General features: G+C 59.1%; 12 protein-coding genes and 1 tRNA gene. 8 read left to right on the top strand and 5 right to left on the bottom strand.

Going from position 1 to position 13,378, the window contains the following annotated elements:
• Positions 1 to 81 precede the first annotated feature (81 nt).
• Positions 82 to 993 carry a LysR family transcriptional regulator gene (locus MRY17_RS11825; RefSeq protein ID WP_191955367.1) on the top strand — a complete coding sequence of 304 codons (912 nt, stop codon included), beginning with the start codon at positions 82 to 84 and terminating at the stop codon, positions 991 to 993.
• A 100-nt stretch (positions 994 to 1,093) separates the two neighbouring features.
• On the opposite strand, the gene MRY17_RS11830 is transcribed toward MRY17_RS11825, so the two are convergent.
• Complete coding sequence (locus tag MRY17_RS11830) at positions 1,094 to 5,971, bottom strand: membrane-targeted effector domain-containing toxin (RefSeq protein WP_243353822.1); 4,878 nt, start codon at positions 5,969 to 5,971, stop codon at positions 1,094 to 1,096.
• A gap of 224 nt (positions 5,972 to 6,195) precedes the next feature.
• A complete protein-coding gene (locus MRY17_RS26400; protein WP_258232362.1) occupies positions 6,196 to 6,327 on the bottom strand; it encodes a hypothetical protein in 132 nt (43 codons plus the stop codon).
• Positions 6,328 to 6,501: 174 nt separating this feature from the next.
• Here MRY17_RS26400 and MRY17_RS11835 point away from each other — a divergent pair, with 174 nt between their 5' ends.
• On the top strand, positions 6,502 to 6,696 hold the full coding sequence (locus MRY17_RS11835) for a hypothetical protein (RefSeq protein WP_124386825.1): 195 nt from the start codon (positions 6,502 to 6,504) through the stop codon (positions 6,694 to 6,696).
• A gap of 10 nt (positions 6,697 to 6,706) precedes the next feature.
• Here the strand turns inward: MRY17_RS11835 and MRY17_RS11840 are convergent, their stop codons facing one another.
• Positions 6,707 to 7,087 carry a fe2+ zn2+ uptake regulation protein gene (locus MRY17_RS11840; RefSeq protein ID WP_181283648.1) on the bottom strand — a complete coding sequence of 127 codons (381 nt, stop codon included), beginning with the start codon at positions 7,085 to 7,087 and terminating at the stop codon, positions 6,707 to 6,709.
• A 237-nt stretch (positions 7,088 to 7,324) separates the two neighbouring features.
• Between MRY17_RS11840 and MRY17_RS11845 the strand changes: the two genes are divergently transcribed.
• From MRY17_RS11845 to MRY17_RS11860, 4 genes are all read left to right on the top strand, one after another.
• The gene (locus MRY17_RS11845) at positions 7,325 to 9,604 is read left to right on the top strand and encodes an acylase (RefSeq protein ID WP_243353823.1); all 2,280 of its coding nucleotides are present in this window, start codon (positions 7,325 to 7,327) and stop codon (positions 9,602 to 9,604) included.
• Between the two features lie 222 nt (positions 9,605 to 9,826).
• Positions 9,827 to 9,900, top strand: a tRNA-Cys gene (locus MRY17_RS11850).
• Between the two features lie 390 nt (positions 9,901 to 10,290).
• Entirely contained in the window at positions 10,291 to 10,488 is a 198-nt protein-coding gene (locus MRY17_RS11855) for a hypothetical protein (protein ID WP_124358350.1), read from the top strand.
• Between the two features lie 250 nt (positions 10,489 to 10,738).
• Positions 10,739 to 10,906 (top strand): hypothetical protein, encoded by a 168-nt coding sequence (locus tag MRY17_RS11860; RefSeq protein WP_191955395.1) that lies wholly within the window; start codon positions 10,739 to 10,741, stop codon positions 10,904 to 10,906.
• A gap of 28 nt (positions 10,907 to 10,934) precedes the next feature.
• On the opposite strand, the gene MRY17_RS11865 is transcribed toward MRY17_RS11860, so the two are convergent.
• Positions 10,935 to 11,183 carry a hypothetical protein gene (locus tag MRY17_RS11865; RefSeq protein WP_181283646.1) on the bottom strand — a complete coding sequence of 83 codons (249 nt, stop codon included), beginning with the start codon at positions 11,181 to 11,183 and terminating at the stop codon, positions 10,935 to 10,937.
• 235 nt (positions 11,184 to 11,418) lie between these two features.
• On the opposite strand from MRY17_RS11865, the gene MRY17_RS11870 reads away from it, so the two are divergent.
• On the top strand, positions 11,419 to 12,027 hold the full coding sequence (locus tag MRY17_RS11870; RefSeq protein ID WP_191952745.1) for a LysE family translocator: 609 nt from the start codon (positions 11,419 to 11,421) through the stop codon (positions 12,025 to 12,027).
• A gap of 3 nt (positions 12,028 to 12,030) precedes the next feature.
• Here MRY17_RS11870 and MRY17_RS26405 read toward each other — a convergent pair whose 3' ends face one another.
• The gene (locus MRY17_RS26405; protein WP_258232361.1) at positions 12,031 to 12,162 is read right to left on the bottom strand and encodes a hypothetical protein; all 132 of its coding nucleotides are present in this window, start codon (positions 12,160 to 12,162) and stop codon (positions 12,031 to 12,033) included.
• A gap of 223 nt (positions 12,163 to 12,385) precedes the next feature.
• Between MRY17_RS26405 and MRY17_RS11875 the strand changes: the two genes are divergently transcribed.
• A complete protein-coding gene (locus MRY17_RS11875; protein WP_191955485.1) occupies positions 12,386 to 13,369 on the top strand; it encodes a GlxA family transcriptional regulator in 984 nt (327 codons plus the stop codon).
• Positions 13,370 to 13,378: the final 9 nt, after the last annotated feature.

Consider the following 13,378-nt stretch of genomic DNA (forward strand, 5'->3'; position numbering starts at 1 on the left):
TCACGCTCGACAAAACCTGGATAAACCGGCTAAAAGCACTATCACTGTTTGGAAAGTCCAAACAATTGCCAGGGCCTCACTGTGGACCGTTTCAATGCCATGCGTGTATTCACCCGGATTGTGGAGTTGGGCGGTTTCGCCAGGGCGGCGGACAGCCTGCAACTGCCGCGCGCCTCGGTGACGATCCTGATCAAGCAATTGGAGGCGCACCTGGGCGTGCAACTGCTGCAACGCACTACGCGCCAGGTCAGCCCGACCCTGGACGGCGCGGCGTACTACCAGCGTTGCGTGCAGTTGCTGACGGACCTTGAGGAAACCGAGGCAGTGTTTTCCTCCCGTCGACAAAACCCGCGAGGCACGCTGAGCATCGATATGCCGTCGGGCATTGGCCGTCTGATCGTGATTCCGGCATTGCCGACGTTCACCGCGCTCTATCCGCAGATCGAGCTGGATATCGGGCTCAACGATCGTCCGGTGGATTTGATTCGCGAAGGGGTCGATTGCGTGCTGCGCGGTGGCCTGGCGCTGGACGAATCGCTGGTGGCGCGTCCGCTGGCGATGATGGACCAATTGACCCTGGCCAGCCCCGCGTATCTGCAGCGCACCGGCATGCCCGCCAGCCTGGACGAGCTGGCGCGGCACCAGATGATCGAGTATGTCTCCAGCGCCAGCGGCAAGCGCTTTGGCCTGGAATTCCAGCTCGGTGACAAGGTGCGCACGCTCAACCTGGCGAAGGTGGTGGCGGTAAACAGTTCTGATGGCTATTTCGCTGCCTGTGAGGCCGGCTACGGGCTGATCCAGGCGCCGCATTATCATGCGCTCAAGCAACTGGCCGAGGGCACGCTGGTGGAGGTGTTGCCGCAGGTGGCCGTGCCGAAAATGGCGTTGACGGCGCTGTACCCGCCGCATCGTCAGCTGTCCCAGCGGGTGAGGGTGTTTGTCGACTGGCTGGTGGCGCTGTGCGCGCAGCCGGGCAATGGTTTGCGGCGCTAGCCTTGTGGGCGGCGGCAGGCTCCCGGTGTTTGCGCGGTGACGCCACAGTGGAACGAGGTTCGCACTCGCTCCACTGTTTGGACTGGCTTGAGCGCTACCGTTATTTGCCGACGTAGATTTGCAGGTCCCCTGGAAGGTCATCGGGGCGCAGAGGCGTTTGGGGGTTGGGGAAACGATCGGGATCGTTCCCCTTCAAGCCATAAGGGACCCTCACGCTGGGGTTGTCGAACACGCCGATGCTGATGCTCTTGGTCAGCTCAGCCAGGCCGGGGACACCCTCACAGGTATTCATATGGGAATGACCCACCAGTGCGACCCATTTTTCGTCAGGTGAATTCGCCAGGATGGTTTGCGATGCGAAGTAGTTCATTTGCTTGAGCCTGCCTACGGAGTCGTAACCCGGGTCACCCGCGCGAAGGCGCGTCCTGGTGTCCTTGTGTCGCGTCAAGTAGTAGTGGTCAATGGGCAAGACGCTTATACCGTTCTCTTCCAGTTTCCGTTTGAGTTGCTCAAAGCTGGGCTCCGTACGCAGCTTGCCGCTCCTGCCGACTTCATGGATGCCGTCAGGCACGAGACCCTGAGGCATATCGATCAGGCCTTCAAAGTAGACTTTTTTGACACCCTGACGCTTCAGTGTCTCAACCTGCTGATAAAGCAGCTTGAAACTTGCCATTTGATCGTGCGACTCGCCCAATACCACGCCTTGTGAAACCTTGAAGGCTTTTTCGAACAGGTTGGGCACCGACTCGATGTCGTCAACGGCAGGAATGGTCCGTGGCGCGATGCCTGTTTTATCCAGCAGGTCATAATGCTCATTCATTTCCTTGTCGAATTTGGCCATGACCTCCTCTTTTATGGCGCTGTCCCGTTTGAAGTGCGAGGCCACCAGCTTTCCTTTCGTCTCTTTCACATAGTCGCCCGCAGGCACTGGCGTGCCGGCAGGCTTCGCAGCCACGCGGCCGTTGATGTCGTAGGGTCTTGGGCGCTGCTTGCTTCTTTCTCGGGGGGCGTGTGTGTCTGTGGGCTTCGGTGACTGCGGCGAGAAAGTGTGTTGCGGGTCGAATGCCTTGGGCGGGCCGTAGGGGGTTCTGGTCATTTCATCAAAGGCATACCATTTTCCGTTGTGCTTGATGGCAGCACCTTGCACCGTTTGTTCGCCCACCTTGAAGGTGCCGGTGGCAGCGCTTTCGTAGCGGCTTGCGGCGCTGATCAGCGCTTCGCGGCTTGCGTTGCCCTTGGGGGATCCGATCGCGCCAGCGACGGCTTCGGCGCTTTGGTAAGTCAATTTACCCGCGCCCTTTAGCAGGTCGCCCACGCCGTTCAACGGGTTCAACTCCTTGAGCAGCACCGGCACCATGATTTTCGACGCTTTGAGCGCCTTGCTCGTTGCTGATCCAGCCGCGCCCAAGACTTTGCCAATCCTGGCCGCCATACCGGCGCCTGCGGTGACCAGGCCGAAAATATCCAGGGTGACGTCACTGATTGCCTCGCCATAGTTACCATCCATGGCATTGACAATTGCGCTGCGCAAGGGAATAAGGTTGAGCACGAACTCTTTGATGTTCGTCAGTCTTTCGTGGTTACGCTCAAGGGTTGTGGTTCCCGCAGCCGCTTGCTTGATGGCTGGGTTATCCAGGTCCAACGCCTTGAGCACGGAGTCGGCGATATGGTGAGTGCGTGGGTTGAGAAACATATAGGGCTGGGGAGCCGTGGAAGGTTGTTCACGGTCGAGCGCGCTTTCCTTTAAACCATCCAGGTCAAACCACGAAACCCGCACCGAGTTGAGCGGAATACTTGCGAGGGCCGATTGCCCGCCGTCGACGACCTTGACTCTTTCTCTGTCCGGATAAAAGGGCTCTTCCTTGATAATTTCGTTGGAGAACTTTAACGGGGCTGCCGGTGTTTTTCTGCTGCCCAGGCTTTTAATAACACCGTTCACCGTATCGACTTGATAGGTGGTGGTTTGTCCTTTGTTCTGCGCGGTGACCAGTACGGTAGGGCTGGTGTGAAACAAGGAGTCGCCTTCGAAGGGGATCATGCCCACCTTGTAACTTTTTTCCTGAAAATAGTTGAGCTTGCCTTGAGTCAGGTTTTTTCTGTCTTCAGGCGGCAGGTTGGTGAGTGCATTGATGATCGCGTTTTTCTTGACGGTCTTGTGATTGTTCAAGGCGGTTGTAAACGCGTCTTCAAAGGCTCTTTGAATATTGAATTGCGGACCTTTGGTGAACGCAATGACCGCATCAAGATTCACGCCGGTATTGGTCCTGGTGAGTATCCACCGGCCATCCATGACCTGCTCCTGCATGGCGATTTCCACCAGTGAGCGCGGCGCGCCGGGCATATCGCCGTTGTACCTGGAGAGCATCTTGAGTTCGAAGTCTATGCCGGGGCCGAAGGTCTTCAAGAGCAGGTCCAGCGCCATTTGTTTGCGGCTTGGAAAACTCCCGCCGATGAGCGATGAGGCTTCGATCGATTTATCGAGTTGTGCCTTGAACAGCGCCTGGGCTTTCGTCAGGTCGTCTGGCTGGTACAGGGCATCGTCCTGTGCTGGAAGAATGTTATTGGCCACGCCCCAGTCCAACATCACTGCTGCCTGCGCAGAGGCGGAAGCGGCGCCTGCAGTGTCGGCGGTAATCATCACTTCGGCAAAGGACATGGTGGCCGTCCTGCCTGGTGTTTTGGCTTCGATGGCGGCCACTGCAATGCAAAGGTTCGCCCACGCGGTACTGCCGTAGACCACCGAATCAGGAATATTCTTGACCAGCAGTTGCGGCGCCGTGCGCCTGAGTAACAGATGGGCGGCGGCGTGTGCGAACTCCGGGGATTCGCGCCCTGTGTCAATCAGGTGTTGGCGCAGGCTGTCGGCGATGGACGAAAGCGGTTTGCCCCAATGGCGTTTGTTTGCCAGGTCGTAGCCTGCTACATGGTTACGTTGAGGCGCCGTCAGGGATTCGGGGTCCAGCAACAGTTGGATCGCCGCGAGTGCGTAGTCGTTTGCGCTGGACTTCGTGGGGATGCCATCCATCTTGGTTTGCAGGGCCCGGCCCAGTGCCTGGCCTTCCCTGGAGCTGATCAGGGTTTCGATCACCTTGACCGGGTCCTGCAATGCCTGGTCGGCAACACTCAGGTTTGTGCCAAGATTTTCTAGGACGCCGCGCTTCGGGATCGCCTGCGGCAAATCCGCAGCGCTATGGCTGTATTCGACGGCAGCCAGGCGCAGCGTGTTCTGTTGATCGATATCCAGGGGGATCGGCCAGGACAAGCCCCCTGCAAAGTTGCCAAAGGGGTGTCGTTGCGCCCGGGCTTTCGCAGTTTGCGCCAGGGCCAGGAGGTCGTCCGCGGTTTTGGGCAAAGGCAAGCCGGTCTCGCTGATGAACGCTTCAAGGGTTACGGACTTGCCAGGTGCGCGTACGTAGGTTTGATAATGGGCGGACTGCGGCGCAATGTTCATCGGCATTTTTTTCAGCATGGCCGACACGTCTCGCTCCGTGGGAGTGTCCGGCAAGGTTTGCGCGGCCTCGTTGAGTTTTTGCGCCAGGTAGCGCCAGTTTTCCTGGTCGCCGAGGCGTTGATCCAGCGCCTGGCGAGCATCGATAGCGTCTGCTCGACTGTCCAGCCACTGCGCGCGCGTCAGCAAGACGTTGTTACCGTCGAAATGCGCTCCCAGGTCAGCCGCTTCGTGCAGGCCCGCTTCAGTCAACAGGTGTCGCCAAGGGTCTACCAGCAGCGGTTCCGGTTCTTCGGATTCATAAAGCGCTCGCAGTTGATCGCTCACCTGTTGTCGCTGGCGCTCCAGCAACTGCGGCATACCGGCGGCAACGACGTCGCCCGCAACCGGGGCGAGGTTCTGGTTCAGTTGATTTTTCCAGTCACCTTTCAGCCCTTGCTGAACCGCTATCGGCAGGCTCTGCAGTAATTGCTCGGCGGCATCGGGGACCTCGCTGATCCGTTGACGCAACGCCGCCAGTGCCTTGCCCGGGCTGTCGAATGTTTCGTAGCCATCGCGGGGGGTATAAAGCACTGTCAGTCCCTGCTGTTGGGCAGGTAGCAGCGTGCGGTCGGTTTGCACGTTATTGAAGGGGCGTGTCGCCGACGAGCCATCGCTGCTGGTGATCAGGAAGGCGCCCGCCAGCAGACTGCCGTCGGGGCTTGGTGTGTCCAGCTTGAGTGGATAGACACCGGGCCTTTCAGCGTCTTTCATCGCGCTTTCACGAGCCGCCAGGGTCGGATACTCAAGGGCCTTGTCGATCAAGGTTTTGGCGGCAGGCGTCAACGCGCCGTCTTCCACTCCCAGGGCGGCCAGCGTGGCTAGCATCTCCCGATGCAGATTCAGCAGCACGGTTTGGGGTGACTCAGGATTGGGTTCGCCCGTGCGTGGCTCGGTCCAGAATCGGGTAAGACTCAGGGGCAGTTCTTTTTCGATGGCCTGTGCCATTGACAGGAGTGTGTCGTGGGTACGCAATTCCCGGCTGCTTTCGCTGGGCGAGGTGCTGGTGTAGAAGCCGACTTCGGCGGCGGCATCACGTGCCGAAGCCTCCCCGTCGGCCTGCGTCTTGAGCTTGCGCAACGCGTTGAATAACGCCTCAGTGATGCACTCCCCCGAGATCAGTGTGCGCTGCCCCTGTTCATCGGTGTCATAGCGATGCACATACACTGACGAGGCATCCACAGGCGGTGTGGTGCCGAAGCTGCGGGCGAGTTGCTGTTTGATGACACTGTGCAGCGTCGGCTGGCGCAACAGCAGGGCCTGGAGCGTCTCATTGAGTGCCTGGTATTGATTGAGCAGCAGGCGTTGATCGGTAATGTGCAGGCCCTTGATCAGGTCGGAACGCGTCGCGCTGACCGGCGTAACAGGCTGCACCTCAGGAATGGATGTGGTTGGGGTCGACTCTGCCAGCGGTCGGGTGTAGGAAGTAAACGCGGTTTCATCGGTGCGAACGTCCCGGCGCAGACGAGGGGAGGTGATACCTGTGATCAAGTGAGTGATTCCAATGATATTGGCCCACACGTCCTGATGATAATTCTTGGGATGAATCTTCCTTGGTTGGGCTGCGGATTGTTGGGGCGATAACGTCGGAAGGTTCCGAATACGCCCTCTGGAAGGTTATTAACGAATATGTAGCGTCGGTACGGCAAGCACGGGCTTGCCGCACGCGTCGTGCTCGGCGGGTGGGGTCGCTGTGACGCTAAATCGGCAGGGCATCAGCGGCGTTCGTAACCTCGGCCACCCTCATCGTGGTGATCATGCCAGCCGCCGCCACGCGGGAAGAAGAAACAACCGCCCAGGCCCAGCATGAGCATCAAGGGAATCAGCAGGATCAATCGTCGAAGCATTTCACAATTCTCCAAGGGGGCTTCACAGAGGCTGTCAGGCGCAGGACAAGCCAAAACTTTTCATGGCCTGTAACATAAGACTCCGCCGACCCCGTGCCATCCCCGCGATCGGGTATGTGCTTGGCATGCACGGCGATACACAGTGGATACACTCTTCAGGTTCAGGAACCCGTCATGACCCAAAAGCAACGTTTGAAATACTCGATTCTGATCGCCCTGGCCGTGCTTGCCTCGATGTTCGGCCTGTCCTATCTGCAGAACATTGGCGCCATCAGCGAGAAGACCTTCCAGTACCTGGCCATTGCGATTGCCGTTGTCGTCGTGGTGATCAACGGCATCATGCGGCGCAAGGTCAAGCCCAACTTCTGACGGACGTTATTCAGGCACGACTGGCGAGGACCTTGGCAGCCTCTTCATGGAGGCTGTAGCTCTTGTCGGCATTGAGGGTGATGACGCCCTCGCTGCACAGGCGTTTGAGCACCTCGCGCACACTGAGAAACGACAACGGGATGCCCAGCTCCAGTAGATGGCTGTGCACACCGCGCACGCCGAGGGTGCGCTGGTTGTCGGCAGCGGTGAGCAGGGCGTCGATGACCTTCAGCCGAATCAGGCTGGTGCGCAGACCGAAACACTTGAGCAAATGGCGTATGCGCTGGTTGCCCTGCTGTTCGGGCGTTTTGCCGAACCCTTGTGAGCCAGCGCCGAAACCGGCTTCGGCGGTGGGGGAGTGTCCATCCGTGGGCGCTTGTGGGTTGTACATGCAAAAACTCCTTATCAGAGCCTGATCAGGAAAATGACGGTGCTCTTATTCAATAAGACGAACGAACGAGCAAAATCATGAAGTGCCGGATGTAGAAAATTTGTCGGTATCGGGTTTGTCACACTCAGCACGCCCGGAATAAACCGGGCGCGCGGCTAAATTATTCCCGTCGGGTTGCGTCCTTACGGTGGGGCAGTTGTCCCTATCGAGGGGTGTTCAATTGACTGTGGGGTCGGCGTGATTATTTCCAATGGGTTGTCCAGGGTATGCGTGGCAGGGCTGTTGCTGGGGTTGAGCCTGGCGGCATCGGCGCGCGAGCAGGTGGCGCAGGCGTCGGCGGAGATTCGGCGTACCACTTATGGCGTGCCGCATATCCGTGCCAACGACGAACGCAGCCTGGGTTTCGGCATCGGCTACGCCTATGCCCAGGACAATTTGTGCCTGCTGGCCAATGAAATCGTTACCGTGAACGGCCAGCGCTCGAAGTTCTTCGGTCCCGAGCAGGCCACCCTGGAAGAGCGCAACAACCTCGCCAGCGATGTGTTCTTTACCTGGCTGAACACACCGAGCGAGGTCGAGGCATTCTGGCGCGCGCAAACGCCGCAGATCCGCCAGCGTATCGAAGGCTATGTGGCAGGCTTCAACCGCTATCTGAAAGAGCAGGGCGCGCCGGCACAGTGTCAGGCCGCATGGGTGCGTCCGCTGGTCAAGGAAGACCTGGTCAAGCTGACTCGCAGGCTGCTGGTGGAAGGTGGCGTCGGTCAATTCGCCGAAGCGTTGGTGGGCGCGACGCCTGCGCAAGCTACCGCCGCTGTGCAACCAGGTGCCAAGGCGTTCGAACTGGCTGCGGCGCATCAACAGCGCTTCAGCCTTGATCGGGGCAGCAACGCGGTGGCAGTCGGCCGCGATCGCTCCTTCAATGGACGCGGCGTGCTGCTGGCCAACCCGCATTTCCCGTGGGTGGGCGGCATGCGTTTCTACGAGATGCACCTGACCATTCCCGGCCAGCTGGATGTGATGGGTGCGGCGCTGCCGGGCTTGCCGGTGGTGAATATCGGCTTCAACCAGCACGTGGCGTGGACGCATACGGTGGACACCTCCAAGCATTTCACCCTGTATCGCCTGACCCTCGACCCCAAGGACTCGACCCGTTACCTGCTCGACGGCAAGTCGCTGCCCCTGGATAAAAACACGTTGACCGTTCAGGTCAAACAGGCCGACGGCAGCCTCAAGAACGTTACCCATGACGTCTATAGCTCGCAATTCGGGCCCGTGGTGCAATGGCCCGGCAAGCTGGACTGGGACAACCACTACGCCTACAGCCTGCGCGACGCCAACCTCGGCAACGACCGCGTGCTGCAACAGTGGTACGCCATGAACCGCGCGGGCAGCCTCGAGGCGCTGCAAAGCTCGGTGCACACCCTGCAAGGCATCCCGTGGGTCAACACCCTGGCCGCCGATGACCAGGGCCAAAGCCTGTACATGAACCTGTCGGTGGTGCCCAATGTGACTGCCGCCAAGCTCGCGCAATGCAGCGACCCGCGCGCCGGCCTGCAAATGATCATGCTCGACGGCAGCCGCAGCGCCTGCGCCTGGGATATCGACCCTCAAGCTGCGCAAGCGGGGATCTTCCCGGCCGCCCAGCTGCCGCAACTGCAACGCAGCGACTATGTGCAGCACTCCAACGATTCGGCCTGGATGGCCAACCCCAAGGCGCCGCTTACCGGGTTCTCCCCGGTGATCAGCCAAGACAACATCGGCCTCGGGGCCCGTGCGCGTTTTGCCCTGCAACGCCTGCAATCCCTGGAGAAACAACCGATCACCGTCAGCGCCCTGCAAAACATGGTCATGGACAACGAGGTGTACCTGGCAAGCCAAGTCATGCCTGACCTGCTGGCATTCTGCGCCGAGCACCTGGGCAACGATGCCGCCGCGCTCCAGCCGCTGTGCAACAGCCTGAAAACCTGGGACCAACGCGCCAACCTCGACAGCGGCCTGGGCCTGGTGCACTTCATCAACCTGGTGGAACACCTGCAGCAGATGCCCGATGCCTGGCGCGTCGCCTTCGACCCGGCCCACCCACTGACCACCCCGAGCGGCCTGGCCATCGACCGCGCGCCCGTGGCCAAAGCCCTGCGCGAAGCAATGCTTGCTTCCAGCGCCGCCGTGGACAAGCTCGGCCTGACGCGCTGGGGCGACATCCAGGTCTCCGGCCAAACCCCCATCCATGGCGGCCCGCAAGAACTAGGCATCTACAACGCCATGCAAACTGTGCCCCGCGCCGACGGCAAACGCGAAGTCGTCAGCGGCACCAGCTATTTGCAAATCGTCACCTTCGACGACAAAGGCCCCCAGGCGGTAGGCGTACTGGCGTTCTCCGAATCCAGCAACCCTGACTCAAAATACGCCGTGGACCAGACCCAGGCCTTCTCCGAGAAACAGTTACGCCCACTGCCCTTCACCGAAGCCCAGATCAAGGCCGACCCGCAGTACCAGACGCAACGGGTGAAGGAGTAGGGCGGGCACGCAACCCCTTGATGCCAATGCGAAATATTTTTGAAATCAAGGGGTTGCGGGCAAAAGCAAATAAGTACATAATGGCGCCCATCGAACGCAATGAAGCATTAAAAACTTTAATGTATTCAATGAGTTAGGTAAGTTAGAGTAGAGGCGCGCTTCACAGAGCCCACTCAAGTTTGTATGCGATGAGTGCCGGCGACACAGGCATTGATCGTTTGAGGCCGAGTAGCAAAATGGTTATGCAGCGGATTGCAAATCCGCCTACGCCGGTTCGATTCCGACCTCGGCCTCCACTCTTGAAAACCCCGTAGATTAGCGTCTACGGGGTTTTTTATTGCCTGTGAAAAAGTGAAAACTCATCTGCTCAAGGGGCAGGACTCAGATCAGTCAAGTGCACAGCCGTCTGTAGGAGCGAGCTTGCTCGCGAAAAACGTCAACGATAATGCGTGCTTCCTGAATGAACGCGGTGCCTGTGAGTTTTTCGCGAGCAAGCTCGCTCCTACAATTAGGGTTTGGCCTCGATAGCGGTGGGTCAGAAATGCCTATATTGACTGACACGCCGCTATCGGGGGCAAGCCCCCTCCCACATGGGATCACCATTCGTCTATCAACCGGCACTCTGCCTGCCATGGCGTTTCTGAATATCAAGCGCGGATATCCCGGGCGTATGACGGAGAGCCAGCATGCACATCAACGAGAATGCCCCAGGTAACCTGTCCCAGCAGGCAGTCACTCGTAGCACCGATAACGAAACAGGCCACGATCCGAAGCGTGATGAGGACAATATTCCACTGCCGCCGGACGACGAGGCGCCGCTGGAGGAGGATATGTCGGATGTGGATGCGGCCGATTCGGTGGCGAGTGAGCATCCGGATAACTAGTGATTGATTCAAGCTAATGAACCCGGCCTGGCGCCGGGTTTTTTTTTGCGGTGCAAAATGACCCGGCCAGCGATTTCTCCCATCCCGAATCAGTAGTTTTCGACGAATGACACGTCTAGATCAAGGGTTCCGGCCCGGTAAGGGTTGTCACCAGCGCTTGTGCCGACTACCCTGAAATTGTTTGTATTGTTACAAACAATTTCGGTGTGACTGTTTTCCGGTCACACGGCTTCAGGATGAGGAACGAAAAATGTTTGCACACGAAGGTACTGCGCTAGAGCTTTTAACCCTGGTTTTCGGCGTAACGGCTCTGCTTCTGGTGATCTGGTTTGTCCACCACCAATACGAACTCAGGGCGCGAAAGCGTGTAAAAAAACAACATGCTGATGGAGGCCAGCATTCAGCGCAACACCGCTGATTGGCCCAATGCAGCGTTGCGGCTGGTCTCAGCCAGCCGCTTCAGAGCGATTGATTCGCTGCTCTTTGACTTCATTCGCGTAGTCTTCAAGGCGTTTCTGCTGCACGGCCAGCAGTTCGCATACTTTGATCAGCAGCGCCGCTTGATCATCCGCTTTGCCGTCGGCCGCCATGGCCGTCAGTTCAACCACCGACCAGCCGATCACTGCGCCGGCATCTTCAAGGTCGTAGAACAGTTCCTGCTGCGCAGTCCTGGGACCGCCGAGATCGTCTATCAAGCGTCCATCCTGGTTACCCGGAGAAAATTACAGGCAAAGAAAAGCCCGCGATGGGGGAGCGGGCTAAAAGGTGTTCATGTAGGAGCTGGGATAACTTTAGGCGTCCGTCTGTGAAAGCTTCGTGAAACCCATGTCGTCAAAGTGTATTCCTCGATCCAGTGCCAGCTGTATGGGGCGATAGGTCGCGCAACCCTCTACTGTCGCAGGCACATCACCTTCGTCTGGATGCCGCGCCATGTTCATGTCCACCAGTCTTCTGTCAGCCTTTGTGCTGTTCGCTTTCGTGTCTTCAATCACCCCGGGACCCAACAACACCATGTTGTTGGCATCGGGCGTGAATTTCGGCTTTCGCCGTTCGATGCCCCATGCGCTGGGTATCAGTATCGGCTTCATGGTACTGGTGATTTGCGTGGGGTTGGGCCTGGGCGAAGTGTTCAAGCTGTTCCCGTGGGCGTACATGCTGTTGCGCTATGTCGGCGCTGCCTATCTGCTGTACCTGGCCTGGAAGATTGCCAACGCCGGCGGCATGGCGGACAGCGATGACGAACAGGGCAAACCGATGACCTTTCTCGGTGCGGCGGCTTTCCAGTGGGTCAATCCCAAGGCGTGGATCATGGCACTGGGCGCGATCACGACCTATACGCCGGCTGAGGGTTACGTGACCAACGTGCTGGTGATTGCGCTGGTGTTTGCCGTGGTCAACCTGCCGAGTGTGTGCGTGTGGGTGGGCTGCGGCAGCGGCTTGCGCAGTGTATTGCGCGAGCCGCGCTGGTTGCGGGCGTTCAACTGGAGCATGGCGGGTTTGCTGGTGCTGTCGCTGTACCCGATGCTTTTCGTGGGGTGACAGCTAGACCGGCGAGATGGTCGCCAGCAAGCCGATGCCGATGGTCAACACCAGGAAACCGAACAGGAAAATAGCCATCTTGGTCATAAGGCCTCCAAAGGGAAGGGGAACGACAGGAATGTCGGATGGCGCCATTGTCCGCTTCGGGCGGTTTTCGATACAGCGGCAGATGGTGCGAAAAAAACCGTATCAGATGACGCGCCAGCGCCTGGGCCGCAGGTTTTCAGGCACCACAGGTTTTAGCTGATCAGCCGCAAGGAATGAGACAGCTCGTGCGTTTGCCCCTAAGATAGCGCCCACTGCATCAACAATAAGAGTGGGCCAACCCTCGATGGAAAGACGCCAGTTCAGCGGTGGCATGAAGGGTAAGAACCTGCGCTACCTCAATGACAACCCCCAGCAGGCAGTGGCGGTCACCCGCATCGGCTTCCTGCTGCTCGAACACTTCTCGCTGCCTGCCTTCACCCAAACCCTCGACACGCTGGTCACCGCCAACCTGCTGCGCCCCGAGCTGTTCGCGACACGCACGTTCGGTTGGGACGAGCACGAGATTGTCAGCGACCTGGGCCTGGTCATCCGTCCCGATGCGCGCCTGGAGCAGGCTGTGTTGCAGGAGTTGGACCTGCTGGTGATCTGCGGTGGATTTCGCACCGAGCTCAAGGCCAGTGAAGACTTCATCCACATCCTGCGCGCCGCGGCCGAACAGGGTATCGGGCTTGCCGGCCTGTGGAATGGCTCGTGGTTTCTCGGCCGCGCCGGGCTGCTGCAGGGCTACCGTTGCGCCATTCACCCGGAGCATCGGCCGGCGCTGGCGGAGGTGTCCAAGGCCGCGCAGGTCACCAGCGAGCCCTACGTGATCGACCGCGATCGACTCACTGCTTCCAGCCCCTCGGGCGCCTTTCATATGGCCCTGGACTGGATCAAGAGCCTGCACGGCAAGGCATTGGTCGAAGGCATTGAAGACATCCTCGCCTTCGAAGAGTCGCGCTACCGACGCATCAAACCGACCGAAAACGTCTGCGTCAGCGCACCGCTGCGCGAAGTGCTCAAGTTGATGGACGCCAACCTGGAAGAACCGCTCGAGCTCGACCAACTCGCCGTCTACGCCGGCCGCTCGCGTCGCCAGCTGGAACGGCTGTTCAAGGAACAGCTGGGCACCACGCCGCAGCGCTACTACATGGAGTTGCGCGTGACCGAAGCGCGGCGCCTGTTGCAGCACACCGAGCTGTCGCAGGTGGACGTGCTGGTGGCCTGCGGGTTTGTGTCACCGAGTCATTTCAGCAAGTGCTACAGCGCGTATTTCGGCTATCGACCTTCTAAAGAGAAGCGGCTGGTCAAATAAAAGGGCTTT

The sequence above is a fragment of the Pseudomonas orientalis genome, from assembly GCF_022807995.1.
In the GTDB taxonomy this organism is placed as follows: Bacteria; Pseudomonadota; Gammaproteobacteria; order Pseudomonadales; family Pseudomonadaceae; genus Aquipseudomonas; species Aquipseudomonas orientalis_B.

Excerpts from the sequence above, each read along its gene's own strand:
- MRY17_RS11840 (WP_181283648.1), bottom strand. The coding sequence starts at position 7,087 with ATGTACAACCCACAAGCGCCCACGGATGGACACTCCCCCACCGCCGAA.
- MRY17_RS26405 (WP_258232361.1), bottom strand. The coding sequence starts at position 12,162 with ATGGCGCCATCCGACATTCCTGTCGTTCCCCTTCCCTTTGGAGGCCTT.
- MRY17_RS11835 (WP_124386825.1), top strand. The coding sequence starts at position 6,502 with ATGACCCAAAAGCAACGTTTGAAATACTCGATTCTGATCGCCCTGGCC.
- MRY17_RS26400 (WP_258232362.1), bottom strand. The coding sequence starts at position 6,327 with ATGCTTCGACGATTGATCCTGCTGATTCCCTTGATGCTCATGCTGGGC.
- MRY17_RS11870 (WP_191952745.1), top strand. The coding sequence starts at position 11,419 with ATGTTCATGTCCACCAGTCTTCTGTCAGCCTTTGTGCTGTTCGCTTTC.
- MRY17_RS11855 (WP_124358350.1), top strand. The coding sequence starts at position 10,291 with ATGCACATCAACGAGAATGCCCCAGGTAACCTGTCCCAGCAGGCAGTC.
- MRY17_RS11875 (WP_191955485.1), top strand. The coding sequence starts at position 12,386 with ATGAAGGGTAAGAACCTGCGCTACCTCAATGACAACCCCCAGCAGGCA.
- MRY17_RS11860 (WP_191955395.1), top strand. The coding sequence starts at position 10,739 with ATGTTTGCACACGAAGGTACTGCGCTAGAGCTTTTAACCCTGGTTTTC.